The 17854-nt window shown below is 38.9% G+C and carries 25 protein-coding genes, 1 tRNA gene, 1 riboswitch and 1 other annotated feature; of the genes, 12 read left to right on the top strand and 14 right to left on the bottom strand.

Translation table 11 applies throughout. The features are described from left to right. The first annotated feature begins 19 nt into the window (after positions 1-19). Positions 20-217 carry a hypothetical protein gene (locus HGD76_RS00050; RefSeq protein WP_168694521.1) on the top strand — a complete coding sequence of 66 codons (198 nt, stop codon included), beginning with the start codon at positions 20-22 and terminating at the stop codon, positions 215-217. After that, positions 136-303, bottom strand: a sequence feature (ribosomal protein L10 leader region). (Overlaps the previous gene by 82 nt.) A gap of 54 nt (positions 304-357) precedes the next feature. Here HGD76_RS00050 and rplA read toward each other — a convergent pair. From rplA to rplS, 6 genes are all read right to left on the bottom strand, one after another. Further along, positions 358-1074 (bottom strand): 50S ribosomal protein L1, encoded by a 717-nt coding sequence (gene rplA / locus HGD76_RS00055; RefSeq protein ID WP_015078217.1) that lies wholly within the window; start codon positions 1072-1074, stop codon positions 358-360. Between the two features lie 165 nt (positions 1075-1239). Further along, positions 1240-1665 carry a 50S ribosomal protein L11 gene (gene rplK, locus HGD76_RS00060; RefSeq protein WP_015078218.1) on the bottom strand — a complete coding sequence of 142 codons (426 nt, stop codon included), beginning with the start codon at positions 1663-1665 and terminating at the stop codon, positions 1240-1242. Between the two features lie 6 nt (positions 1666-1671). Beyond that, a complete protein-coding gene (gene nusG / locus HGD76_RS00065) occupies positions 1672-2304 on the bottom strand; it encodes a transcription termination/antitermination protein NusG (RefSeq protein WP_015078219.1) in 633 nt (210 codons plus the stop codon). Beyond that, complete coding sequence (gene secE, locus HGD76_RS00070; protein ID WP_015078220.1) at positions 2304-2525, bottom strand: preprotein translocase subunit SecE; 222 nt, start codon at positions 2523-2525, stop codon at positions 2304-2306. The genes nusG and secE overlap by 1 nt, the downstream gene beginning before the upstream one ends. Before the next feature lie 184 nt (positions 2526-2709). Continuing rightward, positions 2710-2782: transfer RNA gene (locus HGD76_RS00075), tRNA-Trp, on the bottom strand. 150 nt (positions 2783-2932) lie between these two features. Continuing rightward, positions 2933-3295, bottom strand: coding sequence for a 50S ribosomal protein L19 (gene rplS, locus HGD76_RS00080; RefSeq protein ID WP_015078221.1), 363 nt, complete (start codon positions 3293-3295; stop codon positions 2933-2935). A gap of 339 nt (positions 3296-3634) precedes the next feature. Between rplS and hflX the strand changes: the two genes are divergently transcribed. After that, positions 3635-5371 carry a GTPase HflX gene (gene hflX, locus HGD76_RS00085; RefSeq protein ID WP_148759835.1) on the top strand — a complete coding sequence of 579 codons (1737 nt, stop codon included), beginning with the start codon at positions 3635-3637 and terminating at the stop codon, positions 5369-5371. 6 nt (positions 5372-5377) lie between these two features. On the opposite strand, the gene HGD76_RS25045 is transcribed toward hflX, so the two are convergent. Further along, positions 5378-5716 (bottom strand): hypothetical protein, encoded by a 339-nt coding sequence (locus HGD76_RS25045; protein WP_233466982.1) that lies wholly within the window; start codon positions 5714-5716, stop codon positions 5378-5380. A 2-nt stretch (positions 5717-5718) separates the two neighbouring features. Here HGD76_RS25045 and HGD76_RS00095 point away from each other — a divergent pair, with 2 nt between their 5' ends. Both HGD76_RS00095 and HGD76_RS00100 read left to right on the top strand, forming a co-directional pair. Next, positions 5719-5952 (top strand): DUF433 domain-containing protein, encoded by a 234-nt coding sequence (locus tag HGD76_RS00095; RefSeq protein WP_148759833.1) that lies wholly within the window; start codon positions 5719-5721, stop codon positions 5950-5952. Continuing rightward, the gene (locus HGD76_RS00100; protein ID WP_148759831.1) at positions 5949-6290 is read left to right on the top strand and encodes a DUF5615 family PIN-like protein; all 342 of its coding nucleotides are present in this window, start codon (positions 5949-5951) and stop codon (positions 6288-6290) included. Before HGD76_RS00095 ends, HGD76_RS00100 begins: the two co-directional genes overlap by 4 nt. Positions 6291-6772: 482 nt before the next feature. On the opposite strand, the gene HGD76_RS00105 is transcribed toward HGD76_RS00100, so the two are convergent. Together HGD76_RS00105 and HGD76_RS00110 are read right to left on the bottom strand one after the other, a co-directional pair. Continuing rightward, entirely contained in the window at positions 6773-8416 is a 1644-nt protein-coding gene (locus HGD76_RS00105) for a hypothetical protein (RefSeq protein WP_168694572.1), read from the bottom strand. A gap of 199 nt (positions 8417-8615) precedes the next feature. Next, a complete protein-coding gene (locus HGD76_RS00110; RefSeq protein WP_168694573.1) occupies positions 8616-9533 on the bottom strand; it encodes an RpnC/YadD family protein in 918 nt (305 codons plus the stop codon). Between the two features lie 178 nt (positions 9534-9711). Here HGD76_RS00110 and HGD76_RS00115 point away from each other — a divergent pair, with 178 nt between their 5' ends. The 4 genes from HGD76_RS00115 (at position 9712) to HGD76_RS00130 (ending at position 10974) form a co-directional block, all read left to right on the top strand. Further along, positions 9712-9960, top strand: a complete 249-nt coding sequence (locus tag HGD76_RS00115; protein WP_039203265.1) for a hypothetical protein — start codon at positions 9712-9714, stop codon at positions 9958-9960. After that, the gene (locus tag HGD76_RS00120) at positions 9950-10324 is read left to right on the top strand and encodes a putative toxin-antitoxin system toxin component, PIN family (RefSeq protein ID WP_210967685.1); all 375 of its coding nucleotides are present in this window, start codon (positions 9950-9952) and stop codon (positions 10322-10324) included. The genes HGD76_RS00115 and HGD76_RS00120 overlap by 11 nt, the downstream gene beginning before the upstream one ends. Before the next feature lie 79 nt (positions 10325-10403). Further along, a complete protein-coding gene (locus HGD76_RS00125; protein ID WP_137908734.1) occupies positions 10404-10634 on the top strand; it encodes a hypothetical protein in 231 nt (76 codons plus the stop codon). Beyond that, a complete protein-coding gene (locus HGD76_RS00130) occupies positions 10624-10974 on the top strand; it encodes a type II toxin-antitoxin system PemK/MazF family toxin (protein WP_168694574.1) in 351 nt (116 codons plus the stop codon). The genes HGD76_RS00125 and HGD76_RS00130 overlap by 11 nt, the downstream gene beginning before the upstream one ends. A gap of 59 nt (positions 10975-11033) precedes the next feature. Here HGD76_RS00130 and HGD76_RS00135 read toward each other — a convergent pair whose 3' ends face one another. From HGD76_RS00135 to HGD76_RS00150, 4 genes are all read right to left on the bottom strand, one after another. After that, positions 11034-11621 (bottom strand): hypothetical protein, encoded by a 588-nt coding sequence (locus tag HGD76_RS00135; RefSeq protein ID WP_148759823.1) that lies wholly within the window; start codon positions 11619-11621, stop codon positions 11034-11036. Between the two features lie 108 nt (positions 11622-11729). After that, positions 11730-13103: a phosphomethylpyrimidine synthase gene (thiC, locus tag HGD76_RS00140; RefSeq protein ID WP_168694575.1), complete on the bottom strand. Its 1374-nt coding sequence runs from the start codon at positions 13101-13103 to the stop codon at positions 11730-11732. A 7-nt stretch (positions 13104-13110) separates the two neighbouring features. Beyond that, positions 13111-13207, bottom strand: a riboswitch (TPP riboswitch). A 227-nt stretch (positions 13208-13434) separates the two neighbouring features. Next, positions 13435-13908: a DUF2726 domain-containing protein gene (locus HGD76_RS00145; RefSeq protein WP_168651638.1), complete on the bottom strand. Its 474-nt coding sequence runs from the start codon at positions 13906-13908 to the stop codon at positions 13435-13437. Next, positions 13908-14642 carry a hypothetical protein gene (locus HGD76_RS00150; RefSeq protein WP_168651637.1) on the bottom strand — a complete coding sequence of 245 codons (735 nt, stop codon included), beginning with the start codon at positions 14640-14642 and terminating at the stop codon, positions 13908-13910. Before HGD76_RS00150 ends, HGD76_RS00145 begins: the two co-directional genes overlap by 1 nt. Before the next feature lie 244 nt (positions 14643-14886). Between HGD76_RS00150 and HGD76_RS00155 the strand changes: the two genes are divergently transcribed. The 4 genes from HGD76_RS00155 (at position 14887) to pth (ending at position 17095) form a co-directional block, all read left to right on the top strand. Next, entirely contained in the window at positions 14887-15312 is a 426-nt protein-coding gene (locus HGD76_RS00155) for a GxxExxY protein (RefSeq protein WP_168651636.1), read from the top strand. 379 nt (positions 15313-15691) lie between these two features. Next, positions 15692-15895 (top strand): photosystem II reaction center phosphoprotein PsbH, encoded by a 204-nt coding sequence (psbH, locus tag HGD76_RS00160; RefSeq protein ID WP_015078233.1) that lies wholly within the window; start codon positions 15692-15694, stop codon positions 15893-15895. Positions 15896-16196: 301 nt separating this feature from the next. Further along, complete coding sequence (locus HGD76_RS00165; protein ID WP_168694576.1) at positions 16197-16457, top strand: TatA/E family twin arginine-targeting protein translocase; 261 nt, start codon at positions 16197-16199, stop codon at positions 16455-16457. Next, on the top strand, positions 16454-17095 hold the full coding sequence (pth, locus tag HGD76_RS00170; protein WP_168633589.1) for an aminoacyl-tRNA hydrolase: 642 nt from the start codon (positions 16454-16456) through the stop codon (positions 17093-17095). The genes HGD76_RS00165 and pth overlap by 4 nt, the downstream gene beginning before the upstream one ends. Before the next feature lie 81 nt (positions 17096-17176). Here pth and trmB read toward each other — a convergent pair whose 3' ends face one another. Continuing rightward, positions 17177-17812, bottom strand: a complete 636-nt coding sequence (trmB, locus tag HGD76_RS00175; RefSeq protein ID WP_168694577.1) for a tRNA (guanosine(46)-N7)-methyltransferase TrmB — start codon at positions 17810-17812, stop codon at positions 17177-17179. Positions 17813-17854: the final 42 nt, after the last annotated feature.

The following is a 17854-nucleotide window of genomic DNA, read 5'->3' on the forward strand; positions in this document are numbered from 1 at the left end:
GTCTCACCTCCAATGTCAGTTGTCAGTAGGGGCGAAGCATTTGGAAGATAAATTATCGGTCATTGCCAAAAATAGTTCTCCAAATGCTTCGCCCGTACAGTTGTCAGTTGTTAGTTGTCACCTTTTTGCTGACACACGGAAAAAACTTAACCCCAGCTATCTTAGCCAGGGTTTCAAAGTAGTATTTTTAAGGCCGCAGTTATCAAACTTTTCTTGATTAAACTTCAGGCGGTTAAAATTACAACCTCGGCAGGGTATTAAGCTATTAGCACCTGCTGTCTCCGGCTTTGCTTATTTAATTTTGGTCATTGGTAATTTCTGATTATCTTCATCTACTACCAATTACCCATTACCAAACTATGCAGCGTCAGTTATTTTTAACTCTCGTAAAGCACTAATGTCAATAGCAATTGACGGACCCATTGTCGAGGATATATACACTGACCGCCAATAACGACCCTTAGCGCCCGAAGGACGGTTACGGTCAATTGACTCTTGTAATGCCTTCAGATTGATTAATAAATCTTCAGGTGAAAAAGCAGTCTTACCAAACATAACATGGACAATCCCAGTTCGATCAGCCCGATATTCTAATTTACCAGCTTTGAATTCAGCGATCGCACTAGCAACATCAAATGTCACTGTTCCACCTTTAGGTGAAGGCATCAAACCCCGTGGACCTAGTAATTTACCCAGCTTTGCTACCTGTGGCATCACATCTGGTGTAGCAATCAGCTTGTCAAAGTCCATCATGCCTTTCTGAATATCTTCAATGAGTTCTTCAGAACCAGCTATATCAGCACCAGCATTAGTTGCTTCTGTGACTTTTTCCCCTCTGGCGATAACTGCTACCCGAATTATCTGTCCTGTGCCTTTAGGTAGTGCTACCGTTGTCCGCAACTGTTGGTCTGTATATTTAGGATCAATTCCTAAACGAATATGAGCTTCAGCAGCCTCAGCAAATTTAGCGGTTGCTGTTTCTTTTAACAGAGCTAATGCTTCTAAGGGTGTATAATCTCGATCTTCTACTTTTTCTAGCAACGCCTGTAAGCGGCGTGATACTTTTTTTGCCATTTTTTTCTCCTGGGGTAATCTCGAAGTCGTGCTTCTCCCCCGATATGATTTTGTTATTAGTTCAGTTGTCAGTTGTCAGTTGTCAGTTGTCAGTTGTTATTTTTTTATCTACTGTCACCTGTCACCGTTTCGCTGACGCTCACGGCGAAGCCTGTTCTCTGTCACCTAATCTGTGATTGTTACGCCCATGTTTTTAGCAGTTCCTTCCACGATATTCATGGCTGCATCAATATCATTGGCGTTGAGGTCAGGAAGCTTGGTTTGAGCAATTTCACGTAATTGCGTTCTGCTAATGCTACCAACTTTAGTTTTGTTGGGTTCACTTGAGCCTCTTTCAATCTTCGCTGCCTTGCGAATCAAAACTGATGCTGGTGGAGTTTTGAGTACAAATGTAAAACTTCTATCTTCATAAACAGAAATTTCTACAGGTATCACCATTCCAGCTTGGTCTGCTGTTTTGGCGTTGTACTCCTTGCAGAACATCATGATGTTAACACCATGTTGACCCAATGCAGGACCAACTGGCGGTGCTGGGTTGGCTTTCCCAGCATTCAGGGCCAATTTAATGACCGCTACTACTTTCTTCGCCATTTGTATTTAGCTCTGTTTTTTAACCTGATTAAATTCCAATTCTACTGGTGTATCTCGTCCAAAGATAGAAAGCAGAGCTTTTAGTTTACTCCGTTCTGGGGAAACTTCAATCACCTCGCCTTCAAAATCCTTAAATGGACCAGAAAGCACAACTATCTTATCACCTGTAGCCATATCAATTATGACTACTGGCTCTTGTTCCAAGGCTTGTTTGAATATGCGTTCAACTTCCGAAGGATTCAGGGGAACTGGCTTAACGTGACCACGGCCTCTACCGCTACCACGCTTCTGCTCTGCGCCCACAAAGTTAATCACGTGGGAGGTGTTTCTTACCACCTGCCATGTATCATCACTCATCGCCATTCGGACTAGCACATAACCAGGGAAAACCTTTTCTTCTGAAGGTAGACGTTTACCGTCCTTACGGATTTTCACCGTTGGGGTGTGGGGAATTTCCACTTGGACGATTCTATCAGCGACATCAAAAGTTTGGATACGTTGCTCTAAATTTGTCTTTACCCGTTTCTCACAGCCAGAGGCTACTTGCACTGCATACCAGCGGACTTCTTTGATCCCTGTTAAGAGTGTGTCATCTGACTGCAACTCGGAGTTGCGTGGTTCGTCTGTTGCAGAAGTCATCAGAACACCTGTTTTGCTGCCCAAGCGAACAATCCATCTACCAAATATATCAGAGAGGCGGAGAGTGTAACCATTAATAGTACAGCGGCTGATTCACTCACCAACTGTTTCCGACTGGGCCAAATTACTTTCTCAAGTTCTTCCTTTGTTCCTTGGAAAAAATTGTTTAAGTTAAACCCATTTTCGGTTTCTGGCATTTCTGCTTCATTTTTTTTGGCCACAGTCGTTATCCCCCCGTTTCTTAAATAGCCTAACCTTGTGATTTTTTTCAAGGTTTATAGCTTCGGCCTAAATTAACTGCCAACAGTCAAGCTATATTTCAAAAAAATTATACCCGAAATAATTGACGTTTTCTGCTGTTTTGGCAGTGGCGTTATTGCTTCGGGCAGTATTTTTCTTTTTTAGCGCGCCCTGGAGGACTTGAACCCCCGACATCAGGTTTTGGAGACCTGCGTTCTACCAACTGAACTAAGAGCGCACAAGCTTTTCTTGTTACAGTCATTGCGCTGAACTTTTTTTATTCTAACGCAATTTCGCTTCTGATTGTAACTTATTTTTTTTCTTTTGGCAAGTTAGCGGCAGATGCCGCTTGCAGACTGGGTTTTGTCTATTAATTCACCATTGGGAATTATAGAGGGCGGTCGAATCTTTGTTTAATGCGGGTTGCCTTGCCGACGAGGGCGCGTAGATAATATAATTTAGCACGTCTAACCTTACCACGACGCAATACTTTAATGCTTTCAACCAGGGGAGAATGAAGCAAAAATACTCGTTCTACACCCACACCTTGGAAAACTTTACGGACTGTGATAGTTTCGTTGATGCCGCCATTGCGTCTAGCTATAACTACACCTTCGTAAGGTTGCACACGGAATTTAGTGCCTTCCTGAATTTTGATTCCTACCTTAACTGTGTCACCGACATAGATATCGGGTAAGTCAGATTTCATTTGCTCCGCTTCAATTGAGCGGATAATCTCTTGGGCGTTCATTACTTTTTATGTTTTTTGAAAAAACTCACAATCGTTAATTATAAATCTATAATTGCCAAAGAGTCCAGCTATTTATTGGAGGAGTCAGGAGTATGGCTAACGCCACGCTTCGCTATCAGGAAGAAGAAAGAAGAAAGAAGAAAATTACCTAATGACAACTGACAACTAACAACTGTACGGGCGAAGCATTTGCAGAACTATTTTTGGCAATGACCGATAATTTATCTTCCAAATGCTTCGCCCCTACTGACAACTGACAACTGACAACTGACCAATTGCTGTTGTAAAATAGACAGTGTCAGGATTCAGGGGGAACCAGGTAACTGGTCATAAACGCCTATAGAGACTATCTTTGGTAATGTTCAAGGTTTGAAGTCCAGCCAGCTAAAACAACTCCAGCGGCTGTACCACCAGCGGATATCAGGCGATCGCATTACGACTACTGATTTTGCTCAACGGCTGGCAGCCATTAGTACGGAAATTAATCAACCTATTTGTACTTATATCAATCGTCGTGGACAAGTGATTCGAGTTGGTGTAGGTACTCCGCGTCAAACGCAAATTCCGCCCTTAGAACTACCTCGCTATGGTGCAGAGCGTCTGAGCGGTATTCGTTGTTTATCTACCAATCTCAAGTCAGAACAACCGAGTGAGTCAGCCTTAACAGCCATGGCTTTACAAAGATTGGATGCTTTAGTAGTTTTTAATATTACTGGAGGAGGATTTACCAAGCGTGGCGGTGGTTCAACTGGATACGTAAAAGAAGCTTATCTAGCGCATCTAGTAGCCAATAGCAAACAGTTAGTGGCGACGCAATCCTCTGATACTAGTATTTCAGATCCGGGAATATATTCCCACATCTCACCACCTCTGAGCTTAGATGCTTTGGCTGACCAGGATTTTCTGGACTTAGTGGCAAGTTTAGAAGAGGAATTTAGTCGGGAGTATGTAGCGCAAGAGGTAGACGCTGATCATGATCGGGTGGTAATTGTGGGGGTATTAACAGAAAATATCACGCCGCAACAATTCCAAGACATCATAGTGGAATTGACCCGATTAGTGGATACGGCTGGAGGTGTTGTTTTACAAACCTTACAACAAAAGCGATCGCGTATTCATCCCCAAACAGTGATTGGTGAAGGTAAAGTCCAAGAAGTGGCGATCGCTGTGCAAACTCTAGGTGCTAATTTGGTAGTATTTGATCGTGATCTTTCCCGTTCCCAAGTTCGCAATTTAGAAGCACAAATTGGTGTTAGGGTAGTTGACCGTACCGAAGTAATTTTAGATATTTTTGCCCAACGCGCTCAATCTGGTGCAGGTAAATTACAGGTGGAACTGGCACAGTTAGGGTATATGCTGCCACGACTCACGGGCAAGGGTGAGGGTATGTCCAGATTAGGCGGTGGTATTGGCACAAGAGGACCTGGTGAAACCAAGCTAGAAACAGAACGCCGGGCTATTCAAAAGCGGATTTCTCGACTCCAACACGAAGTTAATCAATTACAAGCTCATCGTTGTCGGTTACGTCAACGACGACAACATCGAGAAGTTCCCTCAGTGGCTTTGGTGGGTTATACCAACGCTGGTAAATCCACTTTACTCAACGCCCTCACCAATTCGGAAGTATACACGGCTGACCAACTGTTTGCTACCCTTGACCCGACCACACGGCGATTAATAATTCCTCATGCGGAAACGGGCGCACCCCAGGAAACTCTAATGACGGATACTGTAGGGTTTATCCATGAGTTACCTGCATCTTTAATGGATGCTTTTCGGGCAACGTTGGAGGAGGTGACAGAAGCGGATGCTTTATTGCATTTGGTGGATTTATCTCATCCTGCTTGGTTGAATCACATTCGCGCAGTTCGGGACATACTCGCGCAAATGCCGATTACACCAGGACCGGCGTTAGTGGCTTTTAATAAAATTGATCAAGTTAGTAGTGAAACACTGGCTTTGGCTAGAGAGGAGTTTCCTTTAGCAGTGTTTATTTCTGCTAGTCAGCGGTTAGGACTGGAAACTCTGCGTCAGCGTCTATCTCTATTGATTCAGTACGCTGTTGGTGATGATTGATAGTTTTTAGATCCCCGACTTCTTTCTCGTTCCCATACTCTGTATGGGAATGAATTTTAGAAGGCTCTGCTCCCAATGATAGCAGAGGCAGAGCCTCTTGAGGGCATTCCCAGTCGAAGACTGGGAACGAGATAAAACTCTCAACCATAACGTATCCTCATTTTCTGGTAATTGATGAATAACAACTATTGCTGTTTTCAGAATGTTCGGTAGAAAATAAACACCTTGAACCCAATCTTCTGCAATTTCAACTGCTCCTAATCCAGCAATCATCCGAGATGAAAAAGTTGGTGTTAAAATCCATAAAATCGGTAATTCTGATTCAGCATTCTTTATGAAAATCACTAATTAACTCAATGAACGAATTATTAAATCGGATTACGCAAATTCCTGGTCAATGTGGGGGTCGTCCTTGCATTCGCGGAATGAGAATTAGAGTTAGCGACATTTTAGAAATGTTAGCCGAAAATGTCAGCGTTAGCGAAATTTTAGAAGACTTTCCTGATTTAGAACCAGAAGATATCCAAGCTTGTCTTGTGTTTGCTGCACGACGGACTGATTTTGTGCGGTTGACAGCATGAAAATTTGGATTGATGCACAGTTACCAGCAACATTGGCAATTTGGGTAACAGATACTTTTGCTATAGAAGCATTTTCATTAAGAGATATTGGTTTACGTGATGCTAAAGATATCGAAATTTTTGAAGCTGCAAAAATCGCTAATGTCATAATCATGACGAAAGACAGTGATTTTGTTGATTTGGTTTGTCGGTTAGGAATACCTCCTCAAATCCTTTGGTTAACTTGTGGAAATGTGACGAATCGCAATCTGCGTCAACTTCTGATCATTACTTTACCTGATGCTTTGGAACAATTACAGCAAGGAGAAATGATTGTGGAAATTAGTAATAGTAGGTAAATAATTACTTTATCTCAAAGCGATTCCTACGGAGCGCTTCGCTATCGCACTCCCAAAATCACCTTACAAGCGATCGCTCTCCCAAAATTACACTATAAGCGATCGCACTCCCCAAAATTATCCTACAAGCGATCGCACTCCCCAAAATCACACAAGCACTGATTTATTAGTTTCTTCATTTTTTCTAACCTGGGTTAAATAACATAATTTGTGTACATCAATCACAATAAACCTTGAAAAAATTTGGTGTTCTTGTGTCAACCTGATCTTGTATCTTATAAGAAATGTTATTCTAGACCATCCGTACCAACCTATTGTTAGTATTCTTACTCAAGATATTCTAATTAAAATCTTTAAATGCTTCTATCACTATTTCTAAGCTTTCATCACACTCAGAACATATATAGGAATCCGGTTTGATTGTTGTTCATTATACTGAGACTCAATCGTTGATTCGATGGGGTTTACGGTTTACAGCTTGTTCAAAAATCAAATAGTAGCCCTATATGTTCAAAGTGCTTATAAAAGCTTCCAAAATTTGCCAATGAAGCTTTCCTAATATTTTCAGCTTCTTGACCAGATGTATGCCCTTTAAGTTTGCTACGTAAATCATGTATTTTGTGAAATGAACTCGTTATTTGTCGAGCATGATCCTCATCAAAATTAACACCAATAAGACACTCCTCGATAAGTTTCAATGATCGAAATTTAGCTTCTGGATTTCTTCCCAAGTTTTTTACCTTATTCCTCAACCATTTCTCCTCAAAACCTTCAACTAAAAGCTGATCAAGGTTCAATATTTCTTCAGCCCATTCATCTTTCGAGGCTGTATAAGGGTAATGTACTTTGTTGGGAGCATTCCGATCTCTTAATTTCCACCACTGTACATTCAAGCGATCAAGTTTATAGAGTTTATGTTTTAAGCTAGGTAGAGGGTCATATTTTTGATAGAATTGCCCTTCAAAATCTCTCTTGATTGCTCGCTCTGAGAGAGGTGATTTAGGTTTTTCATTGTATTGTTTCCAATGTAACTGTTCTTCATATGGAAGCTGACTAAGATAAATTAAATAAGTATGTACCTGCCCCGCTTCATTAATATCAAAGGTTTTTAGATACCATGCACCTCTACAACTAATAGAATTACTTTCTAATTGATACTTCTCTCGATCACTTTTATATTTGGATAATACTTCTGGTCTAAAAAATGCAGGTGTTATCTCAAATGGAATATTTGACTCTGTAAAATAATTCGCTAAACATGATGGATTGCAAGATATCTCCTTGACGACTTTGTTTTTCCAATCATGTGCAATATATGTTGCGTATTTTTTTCCACTGTCAGTGACGGGTTCTCCCCAAAACTGCCTAATTATCTCCTCTTGAGGTATTCTAATATCAGCGACCTGAATTCCTCTTGAGTAACTGCCATAGCCAGGATAAACTACAAGCCTGCTAAAAATAGCATCGGATTTTTGCAATAATGATTCATTGTCACCATTCCATCCCCAAAAGCTCTTACTTTTATAGCGAGTAAAATCGAACATACGGAGAAGTTTTGTACCTGATAAACTAGCATAATATCCTAGTGCCTGTTTTTGCATAGAAATCAAGATGCCTGTTTCATTTCTAGTTATTTTAACAATATCTTCAATATCTCCAAACCTATCTAACTTGCACCAGGAATTTCTTTCCAACATAAAGTGAATATCTAGAATGTGAGTAATTTTTTGCTCTATTTCATAGTATTGATGTTTTGACTTATCACCATCAAATGAACGTTCAAATATGATTTGCTCACCTTTGCTTAATAATTCACTGCCTGCGTTTGACAATGGGGATTCAATCCAAATTTCATCTGATGAGCATACATGACTCCATAATGAATTAGGAGAGTGTTGCCACTTTAATAAATCTTGAATGCTAGAATCGTCCAAAACAACTCCTGGGATCAGAACTGAATTAATAAAAACATGAGGTAATGAAGCATATAAGATAATATGTTCATCCAGGATTTCATGTTCTAAAAAAGGGAAAATGTCTTGCTGTTGAACCCACCAATTAAACTCATCAGAATCTTCTGGTTCATTTGCAAGAGACAACACTAACTTTGGATTAAAAATATTCATTGCTTATACAATCTATCCATAATTTATAGCTTTTGATTTCCCAAAAATATTGTTACTAAGTTTAACCCAATAACGATGTTTAACAAAAATGAGCTTAACCTTGCGCTACAGGTTCTTTCGCCAAAAACTTCTCCAACTCAGCCAAAGCATCAGCAGTTTGGGAAATCTCCTCAAACTGCTAAACAAAAAATATACTACCCTAACTTTCCTCATTACTCAATCTTTGTAACAACTCCTCACGGGATAAATTACCCAAAGAAAGAAGTAACTGAGTGCGTTCAGAAATAGGAATATTAGCAATCTTTTCCACCAAACCAGATAACTCAGCATCCAAACTACCAAAACGCCCTTCCAGAAGAGAAGTTATAAAATAAAGTTCTGCTTCTAACTTACCTTCTTGCTTTCCTTCTTGCTTCCAGTCTTCTATTTGTTGTAAATAAGCTGGTGATAAGTTCATAATTACTTCCTCTTCTTCCCTACTTAAATTATCTCTCAATTCTAAATTCTTGCGCCAGTCCGCTAAAATTTCTAACAAATTCTCTCGAAAAGGGTTATTTTCTGGTAACTCAGTTAACTCCTCAACTGCTCTTTTTTGTGTTCCTCCTTTCCCCAAAACTCTCAACCATAACGTATCCTCATTTACTGGTAATTGATGAATAGCGACTATTGCTGTTTTCAGGATATTCGGCAGAAAATAAACACCTTTAACCCAATCTTCTACAATTTCATTTGCACCTAAACCCGCAATCATCCGAGATGAAAAAGTTGGTGTTAAAATCCATAAAATCGGTAATTCTGATTCAGCAATATTTCTGTTTTCGCGTTTTGCTTTCCTAACTACATCACCATGAACGGCATATAATTTAAGTAAACAACTGCGAATTTCTATTTCCGATGGTGGATTGCGAAAAGGCTCAAATAAACATTGAGTTTTAGCCATCTTCCCTAATAAACCTAAAGGTAGATTTTCCTGATTTTGATCAGAAAAGGGTTCAAACCAAACATCAATTTCTTGAATTTCACTTTTAACCTTTTCACTTTTTTTAATTGTTCCTAGAGGTGTTAATAATTCCTCTAGATATTCTTTAGCGAATTGATCATGGGATTGTCGAGTCATTTAATTATATCAAAAATTACACTAAACATAAAAAATATTGTATAATAATTATTATAGTACCAAAAGCATAGTTTGAAAAGTGGTTTACCCCCACAAGTTAAACTAATTTACAAAAATCAGCAGCAATTTAAAAATTAGATTATAATTGTCAGATAGAAGGACTAAACATGGTAAGAATATGAATACAATAGAAGAAATAATCATCAAAGTACCATCAAATATTGCTGAAGCTTATCGTCGCAGCACTAAGGAAGAACAGGAACAAATTCAGCTAAAGTTAGCATTGATTATGGAGTCAAATTTATTAAAAAATAGTAAAGAAGCACTTCAAAAACTTAGAAATACGATGGATAAAGCCAGTCAAGAAGCACAAGCTAATGGTTTAACTCCTGAAATTTTAGAATCTATTTTGCAAGATGATAAATAAACGCCGTTTTGTATTTGATACAAATGTTTTCGTAAGTGCATTTTTATTTAGTCGAAGTAAACCACGTCAAGCTTTAGATAAAGCTCAAGATATAGGTATTATCTTGTTAAGTGCTGCTGTTTTTGACGAGTTACAAGAAGTTTTATCAAGACCAAAATTCGACCGTTATATTACCTTAGAAAGACGGCGGGAATTAATAGATAATTTAGTAGAAACTATCGAGTTTATTAATGTTACTGAACAAATCAATGAATGTCGAGATCCTAAAGATAATAAATATCTAGAATTAGCTGTTAGTGGCAAAGCTCAATTTATTATTACAGGTGATGAAGATTTGCTTGTTCTTCACCCATTTAAACAATAAGAAATATTATATAATAATTATGTTACTACCAAAAGCATGGTTTTAAAATTAAAAGTAGTTTACCCCAAAAATTAAACTAATGTTACAGTCAATCGAAGGCATTTACAAAGACGGGAAAATTGAGCTAAACGAAACGCCAACAGGCATAAATACAGCGCGAGTAATTGTAACTTTTCTTGATGCAAATACTTCTGTAGATTTGTCATCTCGCGGAATTAATGAAGAACAAGCCGCAAAATTAAGAGCTAGATTACAATGTTTTGCACAAGATTGGGATCAACCAGAAATGGAAGTTTACGATGCCTTATAATCGTGGTTCAGTAGTGCTGGTTTTGTTCCCAGACTCAAACTTAAAAACTGCTAAACGTCGTCCTGCTTTAGTTGTTCAATCTAACAATATTGGTACTGGTTTATCGCAAACTATTATAGCTATGATTACTAGTAATGTTTCCCGTGCTGGACACCCTAGCAGAGTATTTGTGAATATAGCAACACCAGAAGGAAAACAAACGGGATTAATTACTGATTCTGTGATTATGACAGATAATCTAGCAACTGTTTTAGATACAGAAATTGATAAAGTTATTGGTTTTTGGTCAGAAATGTCCTTAGTAGATGCAGCACTCAGACATACATTAGAAATTTTATGAATTGTGTTTCGCGCAAAGACGCAAAGGAGCAAAGATACAAAGGAAGAATGCTATAAATATTAATTTTTACATAAAGCGTTCATATCAACGCGATGGGATGAAGATGACGAATAACCCAAAATGTACGCAACTTTAGAATCCATAATAGCCGCTTTTATCTGTGATTCAGAAAGATTTATGCTTGGTCTAGCGTATGCAATTCTTAAATTATAAGTGCCAGAGGTAGCAGAATAAATATATAAATTCCAATTTGTTTTTTTAGCATCTTCTCTACTAACATACCAGGCATAACCTTTAGCAGCAGAAATGGAACTTCCCATACCCGTCTTTTTATCAACCTCTTGTATATAAATTAATGGAATAAAAGAGTTTTGTTTATTGGGAGTAGTAAGTTCAACGAATACAACATTACCAGGATCAGTCTTGACGCTATATAAATCATATCTTGATTCAAAATTATCATTCAGACTCCCACGCGGAGCAATACTATCATTTGCATCAATACTATCCTGAATAGTCTCACATTTAAGAAGGAAAAGATTGTCACCCGGAACTAAAATGACCTTATTATTTGTTTCTGCAAAAGAAGGTAATGCAGTCAGAATAACTAGCGCACATCCTTGGAATATCAATTGATGAATTTTCATTAATCTCTTCTCCATTTTGATAAGGCTTTTAGATTTATTTTGATTCCCCAAACTAAGGTTTTAGATCCCCGACTTCTCTAAGAAGTCGGGGATTTTGTTGTTCACTAATTAACCTTGCGCTACAGGTTCTTTAGCCAAAAACTTCTCCAATTCAGTCAAAGCATCAGCATCAACCTTAGTCTGCATTGGACAGAATTTAGGTCCACACATTGAACAAAACTCAGCAGTTTTATAGATATCTGCTGGTAAAGTTTCATCGTGGTATTCCTTCGCTCTTTCCGGGTCCAAAGACAACTCAAATTGACGATTCCAGTCGAAATTATAGCGAGCTTCAGAAAGTTCATCATCCCTATCTCTAGCACCTGGCCGATGTCTCGCAATATCCGCTGCATGAGCCGCAATTTTATACGCAATTAAGCCATTCCGTACATCTTCAGCATCAGGTAAACCTAAATGTTCTTTAGGTGTCACATAACACAACATCGCCGTCCCATACCAGCCCGCCATAGCTGCCCCAATAGCTGAGGTAATATGGTCATAACCAGGAGCAATATCTGTAACCAAAGGACCAAGAACATAGAAAGGTGCTTCCGAACACTCTTCCATTTGTTTGCGGACATTGAACTCAATTTGATCCATAGGTACGTGACCCGGACCTTCTACCATCACCTGCACATCATGTTCCCAAGCTTTACGGGTGAGATTTCCCAGAGTTTTCAGTTCCGCCAACTGGGCTTCATCAGACGCATCATGGGTACATCCTGGGCGCAGGGAGTCGCCTAAACTGAAAGAAACATCATATTTCTTAAAAATCTCAATGATGTCGTTAAAATGGGTATACAGCGGGTTTTGTTTATGGTGATGCAACATCCACCGCGCCAAAATTCCACCACCGCGAGAAACAATACCAGTAATTCGGTTTCTCACTAAAGGTAAATGTTCAATTAAAATCCCCGCGTGGATAGTTTGATAGTCTACCCCTTGCTGGGCGTGTTTTTCGATGATGTGGAGAAAATCGTCAGCGGTGAGATTTTCGATAGTGCCGTGAACGCTTTCTAAAGCTTGGTAAACTGGTACTGTACCAATGGGAACAGGTGAAGCATTGATAATTGCGGTACGAATTTCATCTAAATTACCGCCACCTGTGGACAAATCCATCACGGTATCAGCACCGTATTTTACCGCCAGGTTGAGTTTATCAACTTCTTCCTGCAAGTTAGAAGAATTGGGAGAAGCACCGATATTGGCGTTAACTTTACAACTAGAAGCGATACCAATGGCCATCGGTTCTAAGTTAGTATGATTAATATTCGCAGGGATAATCATCCGTCCCCGTGCCACTTCGGCGCGGATAAGTTCAGCAGGCAGCTTTTCCCGCTTTGCTACATAATCCATTTCTTCAGTAATCACACCCTGACGGGCGTAGTGCATTTGCGATACGTTAGCTTGTCCACGTCGCTTGGCTACCCATTCTGTCCGCATATTACAATCCTCAAATAAACAGCTTCCCTCCGCTGGTATTATCCAGACTCAGGTGTTAAGGGTTTGATCTCAGCTTGGTTTCCCAAGCACCCCTAGCATGGTGTAGATTGTAGCATTTTGGTGATGATTGGAGGGAGGGGGATGATAAATTGTGAAGATATGGGGAAAGGAGGATTTGTAGTTGGTTACACAAACCGCCTAGGGTTAAAACCCCAGGCTAATAGCGAAAGTCCGTTAAAACGGACTCATATCTTTTCTTTTTTCAGTCGTCTTGAGACGACTTTTATTATTAGCCTTGCACTTCAGTGCTAGGTGGGTAAGTTAGCAATTACTATGCTATAGCTAGAAGGTTAGAAAAATTAGATGGTTCGCAATAGTTTCTAATTAAGGCTTTGGCATTTTCGCGTTTTTCGCCTGTGAATAAATTAAATATTACTTCTTCCTGTTGAGAGTAAAGATGTAATAATCCAAAGTCTTTAATTCTTGAATAAATTAGGGGAACTCCTGCTAAGGTTAGTAAATGTAATTTTTTATTATCACGCTCTCTTGCGTCATGAGAATCATGATATGTAGATTGAAATTCCACAACTAAACAAGGTTTATAGTCTTTGTTTGTGATCAGAGCGTCTACACTGGAGCTAAAAAAGAAATTTCTAAGTTTACTATCAAGGCTGCTACCTAATTCACAAAATGAGCATAAGCTTACCTGTGTATGAATTTTATAATTCTCATCTATGCAGGTTTGCAGAAACTCTAGCATTCTTTCTTCGTAAGGATTAATCAGTCTTTTTGGTTTTACAGACATTAATTTTTCTCCATTAATATTTTTGCAAAGTAAGTGATAAACTCTTCTAAAACTTCACCAGAACTAATACATACCTGGTATGTATAAGGAAAAAGTTTATCTTCTAATAAATCAATAACCATATAACAGCTATTATTTCCCCATTTATCAATATCAAATTCTTCTGGAGAATTAATATAATTATGACAATTATTTAAATTAATGTCTTCACCAGGATCACGATTATAAATTCTAAAATCTCTTCGATTAAGTGGGATAAAACCAGTTATTTCACCAAGTTCTAAAAGATTTGGGTAGTGAGTTTGCATTAATTCGTAAAATCTATCTTCTTGACTTGGTAAAATCCAAAGATTAGCCAGCAAACCATAAGTGAATTCATCATCAGTGAAATATGTTAGATGCAAAATATTTGCTGTTAAAACATCTTTAGGAATTGAAATACATAATCCTTCCTTACGTTGAGCTAAAACTAATTGATAACGTTTAGCACCCTTACCAGGATTTTTTAGTCGATAACCTATATATTGAGATGTTCTATTTTCATCAAACTTCTCATAAAAACCGAGTTTAGCCAAAATACTGGTAGCTAAAGATAACAAATCTTCCCCACCTTCAATTACCTGAATATTAGTTGAAACCAAGCGAGGAACGCCGTTTTCAACCTCAAAGCGTTGGATGACATCGTAGATAATTTTTGACATTGCTTTTTTCCAAAAATCTTCTTTAAGGTTCATGGAAATATCTTAACCCCTATTTTCTAAAATTACAAGAGTCTTGGCTAAGATTTTTGGATTTCATGAAAAAGGCTAATTTTCCGGCTTTTTCTTCAGAACACAGTACACATTTCTTATTAGAGTGTAAGAAGAAGTTATAATGAATACGAACCACTCCAGGCACAGAGGACACGGAGGTAAGAGGTTTGGTAGAGGTGATAATTGGGTTAATTTGGTAATTAGTTGTTTTTGCAAGGATTATGTGATGAAAACGAACCGCAGAGGCGCAGAGGACGCAGAGGGAAGAGAGTTAGGAGAGGAGATGAGTCGGCTGACAGGGGAGGTTATTGGGGCTGCAATTGAGGTACACCGGGTTTTGGGTCCTGGGTTTTTGGAGGAAGTGTATAAGGAAGCACTGGTTGTTGAATTTATGATTCGGGGTATACATCATGAGGTTGAAAAGTCAATAAGCTTGACATATAAAGGACATGATGTAGGTAGAGGTAGATTAGATTTTTTAGTTGCAGACTGTTTAGTTGTAGAATTAAAAGCTGTGCAAACCCTAGCCCCCATTCACGAAGCTCAACTTCTCTCCTACCTCAAAATAACCAAGCGCACTTTAGGACTCCTCATCAACTTTAACGTTCCCCTCCTCAAAGACGGTATCAAACGCATAGCCCTCTCTCTCTAACTCTTCCCTCTGTGTACTCTGCGCCTCTGCGGTTCGTTAATTCCTCCATAACCGCATCAACACACCGAAAATCATGTATTTTTGTAAATGTGGCAAAAACCTCCAGCAATATCGCTAAACAAAGATCACAAACTGCGATAATTTAAGAACAGCTTTTGGATTCATCCATGTACCGTGAGACAACCGGGAACTTATCCACCACTGGATAAAAGCTTGGGTAATTATTCGTGACAAAGACATGAGTAAATGCGAACTGTTAAACCTGTGATTAGGTCAATCGAAAACAGGTAAGTTTAAACCAAGAATCCCCAGCCTGTAAAGGTTTGGGAATGTCTGAAAAAATTTAAAAAAGCTTTGGTAACTAATTCTTAGGTGAACTATGGCACAACGGACTAAGTTAGGAGATATTCTCAGACCCTTAAATGCTGAGTATGGTAAAGTGTCTCCAGGTTGGGGAACAACACCTTTAATGGGTGTGTTTATGGGTTTATTTTTGGTATTTCTGCTAATTATCCTGCAAGTTTATAACAAGTCTCTGTTAATTCAGGACGTGCTTGTTGATTGGCGCAGTTTAGGCGGCTAATGGCTATCCAGTCATCAAGCTGATAATTAGCATCTACCCTAATACTATTCGGTTAAGGAAATGTAGGTTGGGTTGAGCGACAGCAAAACCCAACATGATCGAGAATTTTGTTGGGTAACATACGTCAACCCAACCTACGATATAACAACTTTTTACCTTTGACCGAGCAGTATAAAACTTTACCTGGCTTATCCCAGTTTTTTTATTATTCAAAAAAATACCTAAAAATAGCGATAAAATTAGTCTAAACCCCAAAGCTGTAGAGTAGTTGTGGCGGTTTTTCAGTCTATAGGAGAGCAAAATGAATATATTTGGTATCGGTTTACCAGAAATGGGTGTCATTATGGTAGTTGCATTATTAATCTTTGGACCGAAGAAGTTACCAGAAATTGGTCGCAGTTTGGGGAAAACTATTCGCAGTTTTCAAGAAGCCTCTAATGAATTTCAAAGCGAGTTCAAAAAAGAATCTGAACAATTGAAAGAAACTGTGAAAACAACCGCTGAATTAGAGCATAAACACATTGAAGCTGGAAAAACCCAGTCAGAAAACGTACAAGGATGAAAGATGAAGAAGTAAAACCAACGGCTGTGGTGATTCCCCAGCTAATTGTCGGACTGGGAAATCCAGAGCCTAAATATGACCAAACTCGTCATAATATTGGCTTTGCAGCTATAGATACCCTAGCTCGGGCTTGGCAAATTTCTCTAGCTGAAAATCGCAAGTTTCAAGGAGAATTTGGCGAAGGGAATGCCGCAGGTAAGGGGAAAATTCGGTTACTCAAACCCTTAACCTATATGAATCTTTCAGGACAAGCTATTCAAGCCGTAACCAATTGGTACAAAATACCGCCTGAATCAATCTTAATCATTTATGATGATCTAGATTTACCCTTGGGCAAAACTCGCCTGCGGTTGTCTGGATCTGCGGGTGGACATAATGGCATGAAAAGTATTATTTCTCATCTGAATACCCAAAATTTTCCTAGATTAAGAATTGGTATAGGTAAACCGAAGAACGCAATAGATGGGGATAATTCTCATACTGTTTCTCATGTTTTAGGGCGATTTTCTGCCACTGAGAATAAAGTCATGTCTCAAGTTTTAAACTTTGTCGTTGAGTGTGTTGAATTTAGTTTCAAACAGGGAGTAGAAAAGTCCATGAATCTTTGCAATCAGTCATTGACACAAGACGGCACCTGACCCAGCTACAGCGAATGTCTGTTAGAGATGCGCCCCATTCCCGCTGACAAAATTCGGCATCGTTTCCCCCAGGATCTCGGATTATAGTTTTCTAAATAAAGCCCGATAAACTGGTTCACCTTTGTTTTGAGTGGCTATTTCCCGTTCTGTGGGGACAGGAAGGGGGTTTTCGGCTAACCATGTTGTTGTTCCTAGCTTTTCAAATGCAGGATGTTCATGAAAGCGATCGCACATTTCTACTGCTACAAATTCTATATCAGATTGCAGGAAAACAATACCACCAACTGTTAAATATTTTGCTAATTCTGTGACTAATTCTGGTTGCACTACCCGACGTTTTGCATGGCGATTTTTAAACCAAGGATCAGGAAATTGAATTGTAACTTTTTGCAAGCTTCCTACAGGTAATGTTGATAATAAGGAAACTAGGGAATTATTCACATTTGCAAACAGATAATGCAAATTTGTTAATTCCATTTCGTCGCGGATTCTATTTGCTTCTACTACTAGCGGTTCTCGAATTTCTAAACCTAAAAAATTCCAATTTGGTTCTACCTGTGCCATTTTGAGGACAAATCTACCTCTAGCACAACCGATATCTAAGTGTAGAGGTAGGTTTTGTTGGATATAAATCTTTTGCCATTCTGGAGAAGCGGCTGGGGTTTGGAACTTACTCGCAAGGGGGTTAACGTGCTGACGAACTCGAACAGGTGACAAAATTTACTCTCCTTAAAAAAAACAACAATTCTAAACAAATGT

Origin of the sequence: Dolichospermum flos-aquae CCAP 1403/13F (assembly GCF_012516395.1) — a bacterium.
Classification (GTDB): domain Bacteria; phylum Cyanobacteriota; class Cyanobacteriia; order Cyanobacteriales; family Nostocaceae; genus Dolichospermum; species Dolichospermum lemmermannii.